The sequence below is a fragment of the Pedobacter heparinus genome (genome assembly GCF_032678725.1).
GTDB classification, from domain to species: Bacteria; Bacteroidota; Bacteroidia; order Sphingobacteriales; family Sphingobacteriaceae; genus Pedobacter; species Pedobacter heparinus_A.
Genome location: NZ_JAVTSC010000002.1, coordinates 330669 through 347662, shown reverse-complemented (window position 1 = coordinate 347662; position 16994 = coordinate 330669). Strand labels below are relative to the sequence as shown.

Annotated in this window: 18 protein-coding genes; 4 read left to right on the top strand and 14 right to left on the bottom strand. The window is 43.3% G+C overall.

The genetic code is table 11. The annotated features are described in order from the left end of the window. Positions 1-35: 35 nt before the first annotated feature. A complete protein-coding gene (locus R2Q85_RS04800) occupies positions 36-671 on the top strand; it encodes a LysE family translocator (RefSeq protein WP_316810609.1) in 636 nt (211 codons plus the stop codon). Positions 672-926: 255 nt separating this feature from the next. Continuing rightward, positions 927-2111 carry a class I SAM-dependent rRNA methyltransferase gene (locus R2Q85_RS04795; RefSeq protein WP_316810608.1) on the top strand — a complete coding sequence of 395 codons (1185 nt, stop codon included), beginning with the start codon at positions 927-929 and terminating at the stop codon, positions 2109-2111. Positions 2112-2171: 60 nt separating this feature from the next. Here the strand turns inward: R2Q85_RS04795 and R2Q85_RS04790 are convergent, their stop codons facing one another. The 7 genes from R2Q85_RS04790 to R2Q85_RS04760 form a co-directional block, all read right to left on the bottom strand. After that, complete coding sequence (locus R2Q85_RS04790) at positions 2172-2420, bottom strand: DUF6814 family protein (protein ID WP_316810607.1); 249 nt, start codon at positions 2418-2420, stop codon at positions 2172-2174. Between the two features lie 12 nt (positions 2421-2432). After that, complete coding sequence (locus R2Q85_RS04785; RefSeq protein WP_316810606.1) at positions 2433-3977, bottom strand: MFS transporter; 1545 nt, start codon at positions 3975-3977, stop codon at positions 2433-2435. 130 nt (positions 3978-4107) lie between these two features. Beyond that, entirely contained in the window at positions 4108-5163 is a 1056-nt protein-coding gene (locus R2Q85_RS04780; RefSeq protein WP_316810605.1) for a nucleoid-associated protein, read from the bottom strand. A 3-nt stretch (positions 5164-5166) separates the two neighbouring features. Then, positions 5167-5961, bottom strand: a complete 795-nt coding sequence (locus R2Q85_RS04775; protein WP_316810604.1) for a TerC family protein — start codon at positions 5959-5961, stop codon at positions 5167-5169. Positions 5962-6055: 94 nt separating this feature from the next. After that, on the bottom strand, positions 6056-7246 hold the full coding sequence (locus tag R2Q85_RS04770) for a hypothetical protein (protein ID WP_316810603.1): 1191 nt from the start codon (positions 7244-7246) through the stop codon (positions 6056-6058). Continuing rightward, the gene (locus tag R2Q85_RS04765; RefSeq protein ID WP_316810602.1) at positions 7243-7755 is read right to left on the bottom strand and encodes a hypothetical protein; all 513 of its coding nucleotides are present in this window, start codon (positions 7753-7755) and stop codon (positions 7243-7245) included. The genes R2Q85_RS04770 and R2Q85_RS04765 overlap by 4 nt, the downstream gene beginning before the upstream one ends. Before the next feature lie 14 nt (positions 7756-7769). Next, the gene (locus tag R2Q85_RS04760) at positions 7770-8381 is read right to left on the bottom strand and encodes a sigma-70 family RNA polymerase sigma factor (protein WP_316810601.1); all 612 of its coding nucleotides are present in this window, start codon (positions 8379-8381) and stop codon (positions 7770-7772) included. A 78-nt stretch (positions 8382-8459) separates the two neighbouring features. On the opposite strand from R2Q85_RS04760, the gene aspS reads away from it, so the two are divergent. After that, positions 8460-10205, top strand: coding sequence for an aspartate--tRNA ligase (aspS, locus tag R2Q85_RS04755; protein WP_316810600.1), 1746 nt, complete (start codon positions 8460-8462; stop codon positions 10203-10205). 39 nt (positions 10206-10244) lie between these two features. Here aspS and R2Q85_RS04750 read toward each other — a convergent pair whose 3' ends face one another. From R2Q85_RS04750 to R2Q85_RS04720, 7 genes are all read right to left on the bottom strand, one after another. After that, positions 10245-10697, bottom strand: a complete 453-nt coding sequence (locus R2Q85_RS04750) for a hypothetical protein (RefSeq protein ID WP_316810599.1) — start codon at positions 10695-10697, stop codon at positions 10245-10247. Beyond that, positions 10672-11055 carry a phage holin family protein gene (locus R2Q85_RS04745; protein ID WP_316810598.1) on the bottom strand — a complete coding sequence of 128 codons (384 nt, stop codon included), beginning with the start codon at positions 11053-11055 and terminating at the stop codon, positions 10672-10674. Before R2Q85_RS04745 ends, R2Q85_RS04750 begins: the two co-directional genes overlap by 26 nt. Before the next feature lie 25 nt (positions 11056-11080). Next, positions 11081-11350: a YtxH domain-containing protein gene (locus R2Q85_RS04740; RefSeq protein WP_316810597.1), complete on the bottom strand. Its 270-nt coding sequence runs from the start codon at positions 11348-11350 to the stop codon at positions 11081-11083. A gap of 52 nt (positions 11351-11402) precedes the next feature. After that, a complete protein-coding gene (locus tag R2Q85_RS04735) occupies positions 11403-12455 on the bottom strand; it encodes an AI-2E family transporter (RefSeq protein ID WP_316810596.1) in 1053 nt (350 codons plus the stop codon). Positions 12456-12465: 10 nt separating this feature from the next. Further along, positions 12466-13869, bottom strand: coding sequence for a sigma-54 dependent transcriptional regulator (locus R2Q85_RS04730; RefSeq protein ID WP_316810595.1), 1404 nt, complete (start codon positions 13867-13869; stop codon positions 12466-12468). 160 nt (positions 13870-14029) lie between these two features. Next, entirely contained in the window at positions 14030-14812 is a 783-nt protein-coding gene (locus R2Q85_RS04725; RefSeq protein ID WP_316810594.1) for an enoyl-CoA hydratase/isomerase family protein, read from the bottom strand. A gap of 3 nt (positions 14813-14815) precedes the next feature. Next, the gene (locus R2Q85_RS04720; RefSeq protein WP_316810593.1) at positions 14816-15235 is read right to left on the bottom strand and encodes a cobalamin B12-binding domain-containing protein; all 420 of its coding nucleotides are present in this window, start codon (positions 15233-15235) and stop codon (positions 14816-14818) included. A gap of 80 nt (positions 15236-15315) precedes the next feature. Here R2Q85_RS04720 and R2Q85_RS04715 point away from each other — a divergent pair, with 80 nt between their 5' ends. Next, complete coding sequence (locus tag R2Q85_RS04715; protein ID WP_316810592.1) at positions 15316-16977, top strand: glutamine--tRNA ligase/YqeY domain fusion protein; 1662 nt, start codon at positions 15316-15318, stop codon at positions 16975-16977. Positions 16978-16994 lie beyond the last annotated feature (17 nt).

Here is a 16994-nt window from a genome sequence, read left to right as displayed (position 1 = left end):
TAAAGTATTTCCTTAACCCTCTGATTTCTACACAAATGATACCACTCCAGGAAATTTCCTATTTTGCACTGGCTGCCCTGCTCCTGGTGATCAGCCCCGGCCCTAACATGATCTATTTAATTTCCCGTTCCATTACCCAGGGCCAGCGATCGGGATTAATTTCACTCGCAGGGATCATATCCGGCTTTCTTTTTCACATCATTATGGTTTCTGCAGGCCTTACGGCAGTACTTTTTGCCGTCCCCTTTGTATACACCACCATCAAAACGCTGGGGGTAATGTACCTGCTGTACCTCGCTTACCAGGCCATTAAGCCCAACGGAAAAGGTCTTTTTGAACTGAGGCAAGACCTGGCAAACGACAGGCCTGCCAAATTGTTCAAGATCGGCGTACTCACCACCGTGCTGAATCCTAAAGTTGCCGTATTCTATTTGTCCTTCTTCCCCTATTTTATCAAACCGGAATATGGCTCTGTCTTCACACAAAGCCTGCAACTGGGCATTACCCAGGTAAGCATCAGCTTTACAGTTAACTTCATCATCGTTTTAACTGCATCAAAAGTTGCCCTGTTTTTTTCAAAAAGTCCCGGCTGGGTAAAAATCCAGAAATGGTTTATGGCAAGTATCTTAGCCTCACTCGCTATAAAAATGGCCCTAAGCAAAGAAAAATAAAATAACTTCCCTTTGCTTTTTTTAAGCCTCTGATGAGTGCTGGCAAGGTTATACATCTTCCAAGAGGTGTAGAATTTCCAAAAAATTGGTATCTCCTCTAAGGCATAGTGTCTTTTCGGCGAATTATGCAGCCTTAGAGGATTATTCATTTTCCAAAAAATTGGTATCTCCTCTAAGGCATAGCGTCTTTTCGCCTTTTCTGCGAATTATGCAGCCTTAGAGGAGATACCAATTTTTTACCTTTATATTTGCAAAATGATCGATGTAATCCTAAAAAAAGGCAAAGAAAAAGCCGCTATACTCCGTCACCCCTGGATCTTTTCTGGCGCAATTGATAAAATAAACGGGAAACCGGCGAACGGTGAAGTGGTAACCGTAAGGTCAGCAGCAAAAGAATTTCTGGCTTATGCTTATTACAACGATCAATCCAGAGTAGCCCTTCGTTTACTGGAATGGGATGAAAACACCAGCATAAACAAACCCTGGTACCTGGAAAAACTCAAAGCCGCCATTGCCTCACGGACCCATGTATTAAACGAACAGACCAACACCTGCAGGCTGGTATTCAGTGAAGCAGATTTTTTACCTGGCCTGATCATAGATAAATATGCCGGTTTTCTCTCCCTGCAAATATTAAGTGCAGGCATGGAAAGCGTAAAAGCAACACTCATCGAGATCCTCAGGGAATTGCTAAACCCAACAGGGATATTCGATAAAAGTGATGCCGGGGCACGCAAACATGAAAACCTGGAAGCTACACAGGGTCTTTTATGGGGAGAAATCCCGCCCGAATTTATTGAAGTCAAAGAAAACGGCATCCTATACCACATCAACATTGCCGATGGCCAGAAATCCGGCTTCTATTGTGACCAGCGGGACAATCGGAAAATCCTGGCCGACTATACCAGGGGTAAATCCGTACTGGATTGTTTCTGCTACAGCGGAGGATTTACCTTAAACAGCCTGAAAGCCGGTGCCGCATCCGTTACCAGCGTAGACAGTTCTGCACTGGCCATCGAAACCCTGCAGCACAACCTGGAACTGAACGGTTTTAAAGGGTCCGATCAGCACAGCATACAATCTGACGTCAACAAACAATTGCGTGTTTTTAAAGACGAAGGAAAAACCTTTGATGTATTGGTGTTAGACCCGCCAAAATATGCGCCTTCAAGATCAGCATTAGACCGGGCCGCAAGGGCATACAAAGACCTGAACAGGCTGGGCATGCTCCTGCTTAAAAAGGGCGGTATTCTGGCTACATTTTCCTGCTCCGGAGCAGTAGACATGGAAACCTTTAAACAGATCCTCGCATGGGCCGCATTGGATGCGGGCCGCGAAGTACAGATCATCAAACAGTTCAATCAGCCCGAAGATCACCCGGTAAGCCTTTCTTTTCCTGAAGGAGAGTATTTAAAAGGATTGTTGCTAAGGATACTTTAAATCTATAAAAAGGCCCCTTATCCATCTGGATAAGGGGCCTTTTCTTAATACCTGGCAAATTTATAAACTATCGTCGTCGGGCAGCCTGTCGTATTCACCCTTAAGTGCGTACCAGCCAAAAATAACCAGCCCGGCACTGATCGGGATAAAGATGAACAATATAATTCCCCACTGCAGCGCAGTATTGGTTCTGTGTACACCTTCTTCCGCCAGGCCCACTTTTTCAAAAGCCTGCATAAACATAAATATAATAGATGCCGGACCCAATATGATCCAGAATATTCCTAATGCTTTTTTTAATCCGTTCATGATTGAAAATCTTTAAATGGTTTCAGATTCAGCCTCTTTATGATCTGGCTTCTTATTAGATAAATAAATTGTGCCTATAATTAGACTCAGTGCAGCTATGCCTATCGGGTACCATAAACCGGATAAAGGCGTAGCGCCCGAAAAGCTGACGATAAGTGTTGCGATAAAAGGTACCAGGCCTCCGAAAACCCCATTACCTACGTGATAAGGTAAAGACATGGAGGTGTACCTGATCTTGGTAGGGAACAATTCTACCAGGAAGGCCGCTATCGGTCCATATACCATGGTTACCAGCAAGATCTGGAAGAAGATCAGGAATACAAATTTCCAGAAAACCGGAGTAGATAGTTTTTTATCCTTATAAGCATCCGGTAGCTCAACTACAGGTTTACTGGCATCTGCAAACTTGGTATGCGACTGTATTTTTTGAAAAGACGCTCCGTCCAGCAAAGTCACTGTTGAGGTGCTGGAGATCAAACTGTCGGTTGTTCCGGCAACCGCAGTGCGCGTTATTACAGGATCAGAAACCGAAGCAATGTCCTTTTGCTCAATTTTTGTAACATCCGTATCGTCCAGGAATATCTGGTAAATTGGGCGATAAAATATGACCCCCAGCAGCATCCCTGCCAGCATGATCCATTTACGACCCACTTTATCACTCCATGAACCAAAGATCACGAAGAATGGAGTGGCGAAAGCGATACCCCATAAAAGAATGTACCTGGAATCGTTAAAGTCGACATGGCAGGTATTTTCAATAAAGGATTGTGCATAAAACTGTCCTGTATACCAGATTACGCCCTGGCCCATGGTTGCGCCAAAAAGTGCAAGCAAAACCATTTTAAAATTGGCTTTATTGTTAAAACTCTCTTTTAGCGGGTTTTTAGATACTTTGCCTTCTGATTTTAGCTTGCTGAACATTGGCGATTCGTGCATTTTCATCCGGATGTAGATGGAAACACCCACCAACAGGATAGAAAGCAGGAACGGGATTCTCCAGCCCCAATCGGCAAAACTCTCAGCGCCTACCAGGTTTTTGGTCAATACAATAATCCCCAGGGAAAGGAACAGGCCTCCGGTGGCTGTGGTCTGGATCCAGCTGGTAAAAAATCCTCTTTTATTGGCTGGCGCATGTTCAGCAACATAAGTAGCCGCACCACCATACTCTCCTCCCAGGGCTAGTCCCTGGATCAGTCTCAGGATCAGCACCAGAATGGGCGCCGCATAACCAATACTGGAATAGGATGGGATCAGGCCGATCAGAAATGTAGAGCCGCCCATCAGCACCAGGGTCAACAGGAAAGTATACTTCCTGCCAATCAGATCGCCAAGACGACCGAATACCAGCGCACCAAAAGGGCGTACAATAAAACCAGCGGCAAAAATAGCCAGTGTGTTGATCAATGCAGATGCTCCTGCGTCTGCAGGAAATAGCTGTGATCCGATAATAGTGGCCAGACTTCCAAAAATATAGAAGTCATACCATTCAATCAGCGTCCCTAGGGATGAGGCGCCTATAACTTTAAAAATACTGCTCTGTTGTGGTTCCTGGCTCATATTGGTTTAAAAGGTTTGCTTAAAGAACTAAATCTACAATTTATTCTCAATTATAAGCAGAATTTTAAAACTATAAAAGTAAAAAGTTTAATTACGTTACCGTACCCATTGTAATTAAAAGAAGAAAAGCCTATTGCTCTTCTCTAAAAAATACCTTATAATAATTCATGGATTTATCGTCGTCAAAGCCTTTTTCTATCAATTCTTTATCACCATGTATATAGATGTGAAAGTTCTTATCCAGCTTTAATACACTTTTATAAACACGGGCCTGTTTTTTTACCGCAGCCCCTGAAATGTCAAAACTATCCGGAATGGGCTGGTCAAATTCCTGCTCAAAATTTTTCTTGTAATTCTTGAAAGACTCGATCCCTTCGGCATTACCAATTACCTCATTCGAAAACTCCTCCAGGTCAAAACTTTCTTTTTCTTTGAAATACTTCATGGATTTGTTCAGCAAGTCTATTTTATCTGCCTTCGAAATCTCAAATTCTTCATCCAGTTTTTCCGTTACAAAGTTTTTATAAACCCCAAGCACGCTGCTGGTCTGGTTAAAATTATCGTTCCTGATCTTCAGCTTCAAAAACTCGTCCTTCCAGTATACCGCTTCCGCACTTCTGTTGGTCTGGTCAATCACCGCAACCCGAAAGCCTTCTTCTTTATCTGTATTAAAGATCAGGCAGCCTTTGTCCAGTTTATGGATATTAATGGCTTCCTGCTCATAACTCAGCCCAAAGCCGTCCTGTTCAGGAAAAACCTTTAAATAAGTTTCCTTCGTTTCTGATTTAAAGATACCGATGGCATCATGAAGTTCCCCTTCTATCTGTACATTTTCAAAATAAGCCACATACAGTTCCCCCGGTTTGATCTTTGGATGACCGGAAACATCATACAGGAATTTGGCCAGCTGCTGGCTGTTTTCATGAAAGGTTTCCCCATTTTCAAAAATGGCTGCGGCAAAATGATAGGCTTCGTTCAGGTTCAGGTCACCGTTGGGATGCATGAAGCGGTATACTTCATTTACCTTTTCATAAGGGCCTAAAAAATATTGCTGGAGCAGGTTACTCAGCATAGGGTCTTTAATCGTTAAAGATTTTTCAGACAATACGTAAAACTCTTCTTCGGATTTGTTCCCGATGCGGTGTATAGATAATTCGGCCAGTGAGGCCTCAAAAAAAGAAATCATCAATTATTTTTCTTCGTGTTGGTTTTCATTGGGGGTATTGCGGAGCTCGACAGGTTTCTTTGCATTTTTTTTCATTTTCAGGTTCAGCATTTCTACCAGGATAGAAAAGGCCATGGCAAAATAGATATATCCTTTTGGTATGTGCTGATCCAACCCTTCTGCCAACAGGGAGACGCCGATCAATAGCAGGAAGGAAAGCGCCAGCATTTTTACGGTAGGGTGGTTATTGACGAAATTACTGATGGCGCTTGCCGATACCATCATCACAATTACCGCAATAACGACTGCGGCGATCATGATTTCAACATGCTCCGCCATCCCCACTGCCGTAATTACAGAATCCAGGGAGAACACGATATCCAGGAGCAGGATCTGAACGATGACCCCGCTAAATGAATATACTTTCCCTTTAATTTCCTGTTCTTCTTCGCTTTCCAGCTTATCATGGATCTCATGGGTACTTTTATAGATCAAAAACAAACCTCCAATGATCAGGATCAGGTCACGGCCCGATATGGCCAGCTTTTCCAGCCATTCCGTACTGCTTACATTAAGCCAGGAGCCAATGTTAAACAGGGGAGCGGTCAGCGTCATCACCCAGGTTAAAGACAACAAGAGCAAAATCCTGGTGATCATCGCCAGCGCCAGGCCAAGCTGCCTGCCTTTTTTTTGCTGGTGTGCCGGTAGCTTCCCAGACAAAATGGAAATAAAGATGATGTTATCTATGCCCAAAACGATCTCCAACACCGTTAGCGTTAATAAAGAGATCCAGGCCTCAGGGCTGCTTAAAAATTCCATAGGTAAAAATTAGGTATGCGAAGATATAAAAAAAGCTTGCTGATTTTATCAACAAGCTTTGTCCCGTTTATGTTTTTAAGCAAATACTAAATGTCTAATTCAAGTTCACAGAACCATAATCTGCTTTAAGGGTAACTTCTGCTCCGCCACCGTTTCCTATGGTACCTGCATAGTTTTTAATGCTTCCTTTCTCTGCAATCAGTTTCGAGCTTACTCCGGCACCTGCTTTAAATGGCGAATAGCTGGTCCTTAAGTCAAAATCTCCCTGGTAACCGCTGCCGAACTTTAAGGAAACATGCGAATAACTGCTCAGGAGGTGTAAATTTTTACATCCGGTACCTACCTGTTCAACGCCCAGTTTGCCGTAGGCAACACTAAAATTTCCCGGGCCTTTTAAATTCCCAATGGCTACTGTTGTGTACTGTCCCTTTAGGTTCAATGTGTTTGCAGAGCCAATCGAGAGCTTATTGTATTGCTGTTTGATATTCGCGTCCCCGATCACCGTTCCCAGTTTTACATTGGCATACTGCACGGTCAGATCCAGGTTACCTACCCTGCCGATGTCCAGTCCCGGCCCGTATTGTTGTTTAACTATGGCATCCCCTTTAATGGTGCCAATGTTTACGCCCGTATACTGCGCATCCAGGTTCAGGCTACCAATGGTACCAATGTTAAGCCCCGAACCGTATTGCTGTTTAATAGTTGCTGTCCTTATTTCCTGAATTTTAGTAAAGCCATATTGGATTTCAAGGATATTGCTGGCGTTGTTCAGGTTTCCCGCAGTTAAGCTCCCGTATTGCACCTTGACATTCAACGGACCCGAAAAACTACCCATGTTCACATTTCCATATTGATTACTTAGGGTTAAAGCATTGGCCGCAGGCATATAAACGATGTAATTTACCCTGATTTCTCTTCTCGATATCGTTTTCCCGTTTATGACCTTGCTGCCGAATTTACCACCATCCGCAGCAAAATTGGTTTTAACCGACACCAGGTTGCCGCGTTTATCCGCTGCGATAACTGTACCGTCTATTAAACGCTGCGCATCGGCTTCATCCTTGCTATAGGCTTTAATGTCAATGTCTACCCGTATTTCTTTTTTATCCCAGGTTTTGATCAGCATCTCCCCATACCTGTTGTTCAGCTCTACCTTATCATTCCCATCCAATGGAAAACTTTTTGAAAAAGTCTTCGAACGAACAGGGTCATTCGGATCTGTTGTTCCCGCAATGGCAAAATTTATTGCCAGCATCAGGCCTATAGCTAAAATATAAGGTTTCATAAATGGTTCTCCTCTTTGTACTGGTTAACATCATTAATAATTGACAGTTGCTGGCTGATCACCTGGAGCTGCAGCTCCAGGTTTTTCACCATAGCCCTGATCACGATCCGCTGGTTCGGACTTTGTGGCAATTCTTTTTTAAGGGCTTCGTAATCGTTCCCCAACTCGTTGAGATCGGCATTAAACCGGGCATATAGCTTCGGATTTTTGCTGGCATACAGCTGCAGGCTATCTTTTTTTTCTTCAATCAGGCTGGCAAACCGAAGTTCCTTCTTTACATATGCCGGGTTGATCCCGGTCAGGTCATGCTGCTGATCTGCCTTATGACGGTTAAACAGGAAAAGCCCCAGCACCAATAGTAAGGATGCGGCTATCCCCAGCCATAAAGGCTTATTTATTGTTTTTTTTTGTTTTTCTTTATCCAATGCCGCGTTAATCCTATCCCATAGCTCTTCCGGCGGCATTTTCACATCAAATTCTTTCCTGTGTGCTTTAATGTATTCTTCCATACCCTTATTCATCTTTATACTCCTCTCTTTACTAATAAGTCATTTAATTTCATTTTTGCACGCATATACTGTGTGCGGGAGGTCCCTTCGGTGATCTTTAAAATATAAGAGATCTCTTCATGGTCATACCCCTCAAACAGGTACAAGGTTAATATGACGCGGTACCTGTCGGGAAGCTGCGCTACTGCCGCCCTGATTTCTTCTACCTTCCACTCCAGTTCTTCCTCCACTTCGTTTTCGTCAGCTACATCCACCTCTTCTATACTTACAAACTCCACTTTTCGTTTGCGCAGCTGGTTGATCGATTTGTTAATCACGATCTGCTTCAGCCATAGGCCAAAAGTAGCCTCTCCCTTAAAACTCTCTATCCGCGTAAAAGCGTCTAAAAAGGAATCCTGCAAAACATCTTCTGCCTCTTCTTCAAAATTTAAAATCCGGAGTGCCACATTGTACATAGCTTTAGCATACAATTTGTAAATTTCAAATTGTGCCTTACGGCTCCCCAGCCTGCAGGCTGCTACAAGTGCCGTGTTTTTATCAATGTATACCGGTTCCAATGTTTTTCTTTCAAATAAATAGACACCCGATTTTTTAAAACGTTGCAGCAAGAACAAAAATATTTTCAATATACTAAGCTAAATTCACCGAAGGCTTAAATATCCCGTTCAAAATCAATATTTTTGCCGCTTAATACTTTAATAATAATGTTAAGAACAACTACTTGCGGCGCTTTAACCATTCAGAACTTAGGAGAAAATGTAATCCTATGCGGTTGGGTACAAAAATCGAGAGATTTAGGGGGAATGACTTTTATAGACATTCGCGACAGATATGGCATTACCCAATTGGTTTTCAATATGGATGATAACCGCGACCTGTGTGAGGCAGCACGCAGCCTTGGCCGTGAATTTGTAATTAAAGCTAGCGGACTGGTAGTAGAGCGTTCTAACAAGAACCTGAAAATGCCTACTGGTGAAGTGGAGATCAAGATCACCGCACTGGAGATCCTGAATGCTGCCAAACTTCCTCCGTTCTTAATCGATGATGAAACCGATGGCGGCGATGACCTGCGCATGAAGTACCGTTACCTGGACTTGCGCCGCAACCCTGTCCGCAACAACATGATCATCCGTCATAAAATTGCCCAGGCGGTGAGACGTTACCTGGACGGGCTGGACTTTATCGAAGTAGAAACACCTGTGCTCATCAAATCAACACCTGAAGGCGCAAGGGATTTCGTGGTGCCAAGCCGCATGAATCCCGGAGAGTTCTATGCCTTGCCACAGTCTCCCCAAACCTTTAAACAACTGTTAATGGTTTCGGGCTTTGACAGATATTTCCAGATTGTCAAATGCTTCAGGGATGAGGACCTGCGTGCAGACAGACAACCTGAATTTACACAGATCGACTGTGAAATGTCTTTCATTGAACAAGAAGATATCTTAAATACATTTGAAGGCTTGATCCGTACTTTATTTAAGGAGATCAAAGGCATAGACCTGCCTGAAGTACCCAGGATGCAATATGCAGATGCCATGCGCCTATATGGTTCTGATAAACCCGACACACGTTTTGACATGCAGTTTGTAGCCTTAAACGATCTGGTTAAAGGAAAAGATTTCCCGGTATTCGACCATGCCGAACTGGTGATTGGCATCAATGCAAAAGGTTGTGCAAGCTATACCCGCAAGCAGGTAGATGAACTTACAGATTTCATCAAAAGACCGCAAATTGGGGCAACAGGTTTGATTTACATGCGACACAATGAAGATGGCTCTTTAAAATCTTCTGTTGATAAGTTTTATACGGAAGAAGATTTAAAAGACTGGTCTGCTGCGCTGAATACACAGCCAGGGGATTTGGCGCTGCTAATGGCCGGAACTACAGACAGGGTCCGCAAACAACTGAGCGAACTTCGCCTGGAAATGGGCAACCGTTTAGGTTTACGGGATAAAAATGTATTCAGTGCACTTTGGGTACTCGATTTTCCATTGCTGGAATGGGATGAAGAAACTGAGCGCTACCACGCCATGCACCATCCTTTTACCTCTCCAAAACCGGAGGACATTGCTTTACTGGATACCAAACCAGGTGAAGTGAGGGCAAATGCCTATGATATGGTCATTAATGGTACTGAAGTTGGCGGAGGTTCTATCAGGATTCACGACAGGGCACTGCAGGCCTTAATGTTCAAACATTTGGGCTTCTCGGCAGAAGAGGCACAGAAACAGTTCGGGTTTTTAATGGATGCCTTTGAGTTTGGCGCGCCTCCACATGGTGGCATCGCCTTTGGCTTCGACAGGTTATGCTCCATTTTCGCAGGTCTGGACAGCATCCGTGACGTGATCGCTTTCCCTAAAAATAATTCAGGAAGGGATGTCATGATCGATAGCCCATCCACTATTGACGGCAAACAGCTGGATGAACTGAAAATAAGAACAACAGTTTGATCAAAAAAAAGGCTTCATTAAATGAAGCCTTTTTTTTGATCAATACGTTTCGCTATCCGGGGGAATCCCGTAATCTACATAATGTGGTGCTTTTTCTGTTTTCTTTTTTGAGCCGCCAAACCAGGACTTTACCGAATTAAAAATAGCCGACAGGTGCTCTGCATCAAGGGTTTTGCCTACTTTATTAGAGGCCAGGCCAACCAGTGTTTTGGTCAGGAACCCAGATCCTTTAAACAAAGTACTGTTCATTAAAAAAGGCAATACCAGCGACATTAAGCTGCTGCTGATGTTCAACTTATCATCAATTTTAAGAAAAGCCGATGGGGTAGCGTATTTTTTTATCAATCCACCTAAAGTAAACTGTTTAAAATACCCTTTAGTGTCTTTTAAAAGCAAATCTCCTTTTTGCTGGTGTTCAGCCTTTAAACTACAGACCATTGCATGGAGCTCCTCTAAATTATTGATGTTATATCTTCGGTTCATCTTCTTCATCCTTATCTGCCAGTTTATTAAAATAATTTCGGATCGTAAAATTAATGATGGCTTTCTCAATGTATTTTTCTTTGAAATAATATACAATAAGCGCCAGCAGGATATAAATTATGGCAACGCAGCCAAAACCCCGGGCATAACTGCCCAGTATGTCCGACAGGAACAAGGCAAGTGTAAATGTGCCAAACAGGAAGGCCAAAATAAAACAGATGATCACTGCTGCATTCGTCACCAGATCAGCAAATATCTTCGATATCTTTTCTACCAGATACAGCCTGGTATATTCAACCCGGGTATCCACATAGCTTTTAGCATCTTCGTATAAATCTTCGATATTCTTTTCTTTTTTTTCCTGCATTGTTCAAATCGGTTTGGCATTATGTTTAAGCGTGTTCCAGATCGTCGTCAATAAATTCTTCCTCAGATTGACGGAGTTTACTTTTAACAGAGCTCACTACTTTATCTTTTAAATTACTTAAGCTATTGATCTCATCTGCAGCCTTGTCCTTAATGGAATCTCCAAGATCCTTTAAAGACTGGCTCAATCTGTCCCTTGTTTCACTTCCTTTTTCAGGAGCAAACAGCAAGCCCAACGCGGCACCGGCAGCCAAACCTACCAACAGTCCAACTAACACTTTTGAATTATCATTCATAACATTTAAATTTTTAGGGTTAACGATATATTAATTCTCCGGAACACCATTATTATAACTCATCGTGCTCAGAAATTGTTTTAATTCTTTCCAATCTTTCAGAAGCCATGGCGCTTGTTTCGTATATTTTAATCAGCAAGATGAAATACGATAACAGTAAGGGGCCAAAAACCAGGCCCAATATTCCAAATAAAGGTATACCAATAACTACGCCAATTACGGTGATGATGGGATGAATATTCCCAACTTTTTTTGCAATGATGAACCGGAGTACATTATCAATATTGATAATCACCACAAAGCCGAAGATCAGCATGGCCCAGCCTGCAAAGTTATTGCCGTTTGCTATCTGTATTAAGGCTGCAGGTACAAATACCACTGGCGGTCCCAGTACCGGAACAAAAGAGATAAACGTTGTAATTACCCCCCAGAATACCGGGTCAGTATAGCCCAGTACAAAGAAACACAGACTCAGCAGGGATCCCTGTACAAGGGCAATAAACCCCTGGCCCAGCACATTGGCATAGGTGGTATTGCGCATCTCCTCCGCAAAACGTTGCGCATTCTGTGCCCTGAATGGTGCATATTTGATCAGCGCATTTTCAAAACGTTCCCTTTCAACTAGCATGAAGTACAGTAAAAAGTACATCAGCAGCAAACCCAATACAATGTTAAAAGCTCCCGAAATCAGAGAAGGAAACAGTTCTGTAGCCCAGGTCCCGGCCTTTTTAAGTCCATCCCCAACCAGCTTCTGCACATCATCACCCACAGGGATTAAATGCTTAAGTTTAAAAACCAGGTTTTTAAAATAAATGGGATCATTTTGCAGTTCAGCAATCTTTTCAATCACCATTGCACTCAGGGCATAAAAAGGAAGCACGATCACGACAACAGAAACCATCAGCAGCAAAATGGCAGAAAAGCTTTTGTTCATGCCCTTCACGTCCACCATATAAATAAAGCCCGGTCTTAAAATGGTAAACAAGACCAGTGTACTCAGGATAGAGCCGAAAATCCCCTGTAAAGAGTACGCAATTAAACAGCCCAGTGCTATAATAATAACAAGGTTGATATTATTTCGCTGTTTATACGTAAATATCGACATATCTGATTGGCTATTTTTCCAGGTTAATGGCCCTCATTTTATTGTAAAGCGTTTTGCGGTCAATGTTCAGGATTTTGGCAGCCTTGGTTTTATTAAAGTTTACTTCTCTCAAAACTTTTAAAATGGCATCATATTCCGCTTCCAGGGCTGCATTCTTTAAATCCCGGGGCCGCTCGGTACGCGACATGGTATTTTCTATGGCGTTTGCCCTGGCATAGGTAGAAATCTCTAACGGCAGTGCTTTCAGCTGGATTTCCTGGCTTTCTGTAAGTAAGGTTGCCCTTCTGATCACATTTTTCAGCTCCCTTACATTTCCTGGCCAGTTATAGGTTAAAAAACAATCTTCCACTTCGGGAGAAAAGCCCTGCACACTCCTGCCCAGCTCCTGGTTGGCCACCTCCAGGAAGGTATTGGCAAAAATCAGGATATCCCGTCCCCGCTGGCTTAAAGGTGGAAGGTCAATAGAAAATTCATTAAAACGATGGTATAGGTCTTCCCTGAACTTTCCTTTCTGAATGGCATTGCCCAGGTTCTCGTTCGTGGCCACAATGATGCGCACGTCCAGGTCTATTTCTTTGGTACTGCCAATGCGCTTTATTTTTCGTTCCTGTACCGTTCTTAACAAGGCTGCCTGGATGTCATATGAGAGGTTACCTACTTCATCCAAAAAAAGCGTGCCCCCGTTAGCCATTTCAAAATGGCCTATCTTAGTATATAAGGCCCCTGTAAAAGAGCCTTTTTCGTGTCCGAAAAACTCACTTCCTGCCAGTTCCTTGGTTAAAGATCCGCAGTCCATGGCTACGAAAGGGTTATCCTTTCTCGGGCTGTTCAAATGAATTGCTTTGGCCACAGATTCTTTACCTGTTCCGCTCTCACCAGTTAAAATTACACTGTAGGCCGTTGGCGCTACCAATTGGATCTGCTTTAACAAATGTCTTGAAGCATTACTTTGCCCCGCAACAAAGTTATCCGCCTGGTTGTAGATCTGTTGCTTTTGGATCCGCTGTTTAGGCGCTTCTGAAACCTCGGGTATAGCGGCAACATTCAGCGCAATCTGCGTTTCGATAGATTTATTGATCGTATTCAGGATCTCGTCCGGATAAAGGGGCTTGGTAATGTAATCGTAAGCACCAAGCTTGATCAGTTCTACTGCAAGTTTAATATCAGAGTAACCTGTGATGATGATCACACCTGTTCTTGGGTATTTCTCCTTGATCTTGATCAGCATTTCTTTACCGTCTGTATCTTCCAGGCGGTAATCGCACAATACCAGATCATAATACTCTTTAGCCAGATATTCCATCGCAGAGACACCGCTTGTAGCAGTAGATACACTAAAGGAATTTCGCGTTAAAAATTTAGATAATAGTATCCCAATATTTATTTCATCATCAACAATTAATATTTTTCTCATAGATATTTATTGAATAATACTGAGATAAATATAAGAGAGTTTTTTTGTTATGGGAAATATTCTCTACACTTTTTGCAAGGCAATTCCCCTCAAAAGCAAAACAGCAGGTTAAAAAATTGTAAATATACCTTTAAAAACCCGCTTAAAAGATAAAAAAAGGCTATTTTGCGGTAAATACAGGTTTTCTCTTTTCTAAAAAAGCCAGGGTCCCTTCTTTGAAATCCAATGTATTAAAACACTTTCCAAATTCTTCAATCTCCTTTTCAAAGCCATTTTCATCAGAACCGGCTGCTGCATTGACAGCTTTTATTGCAGCCGCAATGGCCAAAGGCGCGCGGAGCGTAATTTTCGCCAGCAGACTTTCCGCTTTGGCCATCAGTTCTCCCTGAGGAACGACGGCATTTACCAGGCCAATGCTTTCTGCCTGTGCTGCGGTGATCATATCTGCTGTGCAGATCATTTCCAGGGCCCTTCCTTTTCCTACCAATTGCGTCAACCGTTGGGTACCCCCATAGCCAGGGATCAGGCCCAATGAAGTTTCGGGCAAACCCAGTCTGGCATGATCCGAAGCCACACGGATGTGGCAGGCCATGGCCAGTTCCAGTCCACCGCCCAGCGCAAAACCATTGATAGCGGCAACAACCGGCTTAGGGCAATTCGCGATGGCATTAAAAACACTTTCCTGACCTTTCCTGGCCAGTTCTTCGCCCTGCTGTCCGTTATAATCGGCAAACTCAGCAATGTCTGCACCTGCAACAAATGCTTTTTCGCCAGCGCCAGTAAGCAAAATACCCCTCACCTCATCGTTGACAGCTGCAAATGCAATCACATCGGCAAGCTCCGCCAAAGTTTCTTTATTTAAGGCATTTAACTTTTGCTCCCTGTTGATGGTTACATACAATACCTGATCTTTTAATTCCGATAAAATGTGCTGATAAGTCATGATCTAAAAATTTCTGTTTTCTGTAACCCAGTTCCTGATATAATTAACAATACTTTCCATGGTTGTACCCGGGGCAAATAGTTCTCCTACACCGATCTCTTTAAGTTTATCCCTATCCCCTTCAGGAATGATCCCCCCACCGGTGAGCAATACATCTGTTACTTTTTTCTGTTTCATGAGCGCTACGACCTTTGGGAAAACCGTCATATGGGCTCCTGACAGGATCGAAATCCCGATGGCATCAACATCTTCCTGTAAAGCCGCATTTACCACCATCTCCGGAGTCTGGCGCAAGCCCGTATAGATGACCTCCATACCTGCATCCCTTAAAGAAGTCGCAATCACTTTTGCCCCTCTGTCATGACCGTCCAATCCAACCTTGGCTACTAAAACCCGGATAGGCCTGTTTAATGCATTGCTCATAATTTATGCTAATAAGTAGGCTGTAAATGTAAGTAAATTAGCGGTTTTATGTTAACTTTGGCTACAAAATTACAGTTTATATGAGTGAGGAAAGATCATTGAACTTTATTGAAGAGATCATTGAGAACGATTTAAATAGTGGAAAATACGAAAAACTGATCACCCGGTTTCCACCGGAACCTAACGGGTATTTGCACATTGGCCATGCCAAAGCCATTTGCTTAAACTTTGGTTTAACTAAAAAATATGGCGGCTATACCAACCTTAGGTTTGACGATACCAATCCGGTTACCGAAAAAACAGAATATGTGAACAGCCAGCAGGCCGACATCAAATGGCTGGGCTTTGATTGGAAAAACATACATTATACTTCTGATTATTTTGACACCCTGTATGACTATGCCGTACAGCTGATCCATAAAGGCCTGGCCTATGTAGACGACAGTACCGCTGATGAAATTGCAACCCAGAAAGGAACGCCTACGGAACCGGGCAAGGACAGTCCATACCGCAGCCGCAGCACCGAAGAGAACCTGGAGCTGTTTTCCCGCATGAAAAATGGGGATTTTGAAGATGGTACCTGCACTTTACGGGCAAAAATAGACATGGCCAGCCCCAACATGATCATGCGCGACCCCATTATTTACCGCATCAAACATGCAGCACATCACCGCACCGGAAACAAATGGTGCATTTACCCGATGTATGATTTCGCACACGGACAAAGCGACAGCATTGAAACCGTTACACATTCGCTCTGTTCTCTGGAATACGTATCGCACCGGGAACTGTATGACTGGTGTATAGAAAAACTGGAGATCTATCCTTCTAAACAATATGAATTTGCCCGTTTAAACCTCTCTTATACCGTAATGAGCAAACGGAAATTGCTCCAGCTGGTTAATGAAGGAGTGGTTAGTGGCTGGGATGATCCCCGTATGCCAACCATCAGCGGTTTGAAAAGAAGAGGCTATACGCCGGAGAGCATCCGCGAGTTTTGCGAGCGGATTGGTGTGGCAAAAAGAGAGAACCTGATTGAATTAAGCCTGCTGGAATTCTGTGTAAGAGAGCACCTGAACAAAACGGCCAACCGTGTAATGGCGGTTATGGACCCGATAAAGCTGGTCATTACCAATTATCCGGAAGGAAAAGAAGAGACGCTGATTGGCGAAAACAACCCGGAGGCGGAAGACAAAGGTGGGAGCAGGGACATCCCTTTCAGCAATGAACTTTGGATCGAGCGTGACGATTTCATGGAAGAACCTGCTAAAAAATGGTTCAGACTGGCCCCCGGCACAATGGTCAGGCTAAAACATGCCTATATCGTGAAATGTGAAGGTTTTGTAAAAGACGAAACAGGCAAGGTAACCGAAATACACTGTACCTATTTCCCCGAATCAAAAAGTGGTGAAGATACCAGTGGCATCAATGTCAAAGGAACAATTCACTGGGTAAGCACCAAACATGCAAAAAGTGCCGAGATCCGGATGTACGACCGCCTGTTCAGTGTGGAGTCTCCTGACGCTGAAGAAGGCGATTTCAAAGATTACCTGAACCCAAACAGCATTGAAATAATTGAAAGGGCTTATATAGAGCCTTCCCTGGCTGCAGCCGATCCCGATGCACGTTACCAGTTCATCAGAAAAGGTTATTACTGCCTGGATAAGGATTCCAGTCCGGATCATCTTGTTTTTAACCGTACGGTATCCCTTAAAGATGCCTGGGCAAAAGGAAACAAATAAAAAAAGCGCCTTTAAGG

Excerpts from the sequence above, each read along its gene's own strand:
- R2Q85_RS04800 (WP_316810609.1), top strand. The coding sequence starts at position 36 with ATGATACCACTCCAGGAAATTTCCTATTTTGCACTGGCTGCCCTGCTC.
- R2Q85_RS04790 (WP_316810607.1), bottom strand. The coding sequence starts at position 2,420 with ATGAACGGATTAAAAAAAGCATTAGGAATATTCTGGATCATATTGGGT.
- R2Q85_RS04715 (WP_316810592.1), top strand. The coding sequence starts at position 15,316 with ATGAGTGAGGAAAGATCATTGAACTTTATTGAAGAGATCATTGAGAAC.
- R2Q85_RS04770 (WP_316810603.1), bottom strand. The coding sequence starts at position 7,246 with ATGAAACCTTATATTTTAGCTATAGGCCTGATGCTGGCAATAAATTTT.
- R2Q85_RS04795 (WP_316810608.1), top strand. The coding sequence starts at position 927 with ATGATCGATGTAATCCTAAAAAAAGGCAAAGAAAAAGCCGCTATACTC.
- R2Q85_RS04735 (WP_316810596.1), bottom strand. The coding sequence starts at position 12,455 with ATGTCGATATTTACGTATAAACAGCGAAATAATATCAACCTTGTTATT.
- R2Q85_RS04745 (WP_316810598.1), bottom strand. The coding sequence starts at position 11,055 with ATGCAGGAAAAAAAAGAAAAGAATATCGAAGATTTATACGAAGATGCT.
- R2Q85_RS04775 (WP_316810604.1), bottom strand. The coding sequence starts at position 5,961 with ATGGAATTTTTAAGCAGCCCTGAGGCCTGGATCTCTTTATTAACGCTA.
- R2Q85_RS04765 (WP_316810602.1), bottom strand. The coding sequence starts at position 7,755 with ATGGAAGAATACATTAAAGCACACAGGAAAGAATTTGATGTGAAAATG.
- R2Q85_RS04725 (WP_316810594.1), bottom strand. The coding sequence starts at position 14,812 with ATGACTTATCAGCACATTTTATCGGAATTAAAAGATCAGGTATTGTAT.
- R2Q85_RS04750 (WP_316810599.1), bottom strand. The coding sequence starts at position 10,697 with ATGAAGAAGATGAACCGAAGATATAACATCAATAATTTAGAGGAGCTC.
- aspS (WP_316810600.1), top strand. The coding sequence starts at position 8,460 with ATGTTAAGAACAACTACTTGCGGCGCTTTAACCATTCAGAACTTAGGA.
- R2Q85_RS04785 (WP_316810606.1), bottom strand. The coding sequence starts at position 3,977 with ATGAGCCAGGAACCACAACAGAGCAGTATTTTTAAAGTTATAGGCGCC.
- R2Q85_RS04720 (WP_316810593.1), bottom strand. The coding sequence starts at position 15,235 with ATGAGCAATGCATTAAACAGGCCTATCCGGGTTTTAGTAGCCAAGGTT.
- R2Q85_RS04740 (WP_316810597.1), bottom strand. The coding sequence starts at position 11,350 with ATGAATGATAATTCAAAAGTGTTAGTTGGACTGTTGGTAGGTTTGGCT.
- R2Q85_RS04780 (WP_316810605.1), bottom strand. The coding sequence starts at position 5,163 with ATGATTTCTTTTTTTGAGGCCTCACTGGCCGAATTATCTATACACCGC.
- R2Q85_RS04730 (WP_316810595.1), bottom strand. The coding sequence starts at position 13,869 with ATGAGAAAAATATTAATTGTTGATGATGAAATAAATATTGGGATACTA.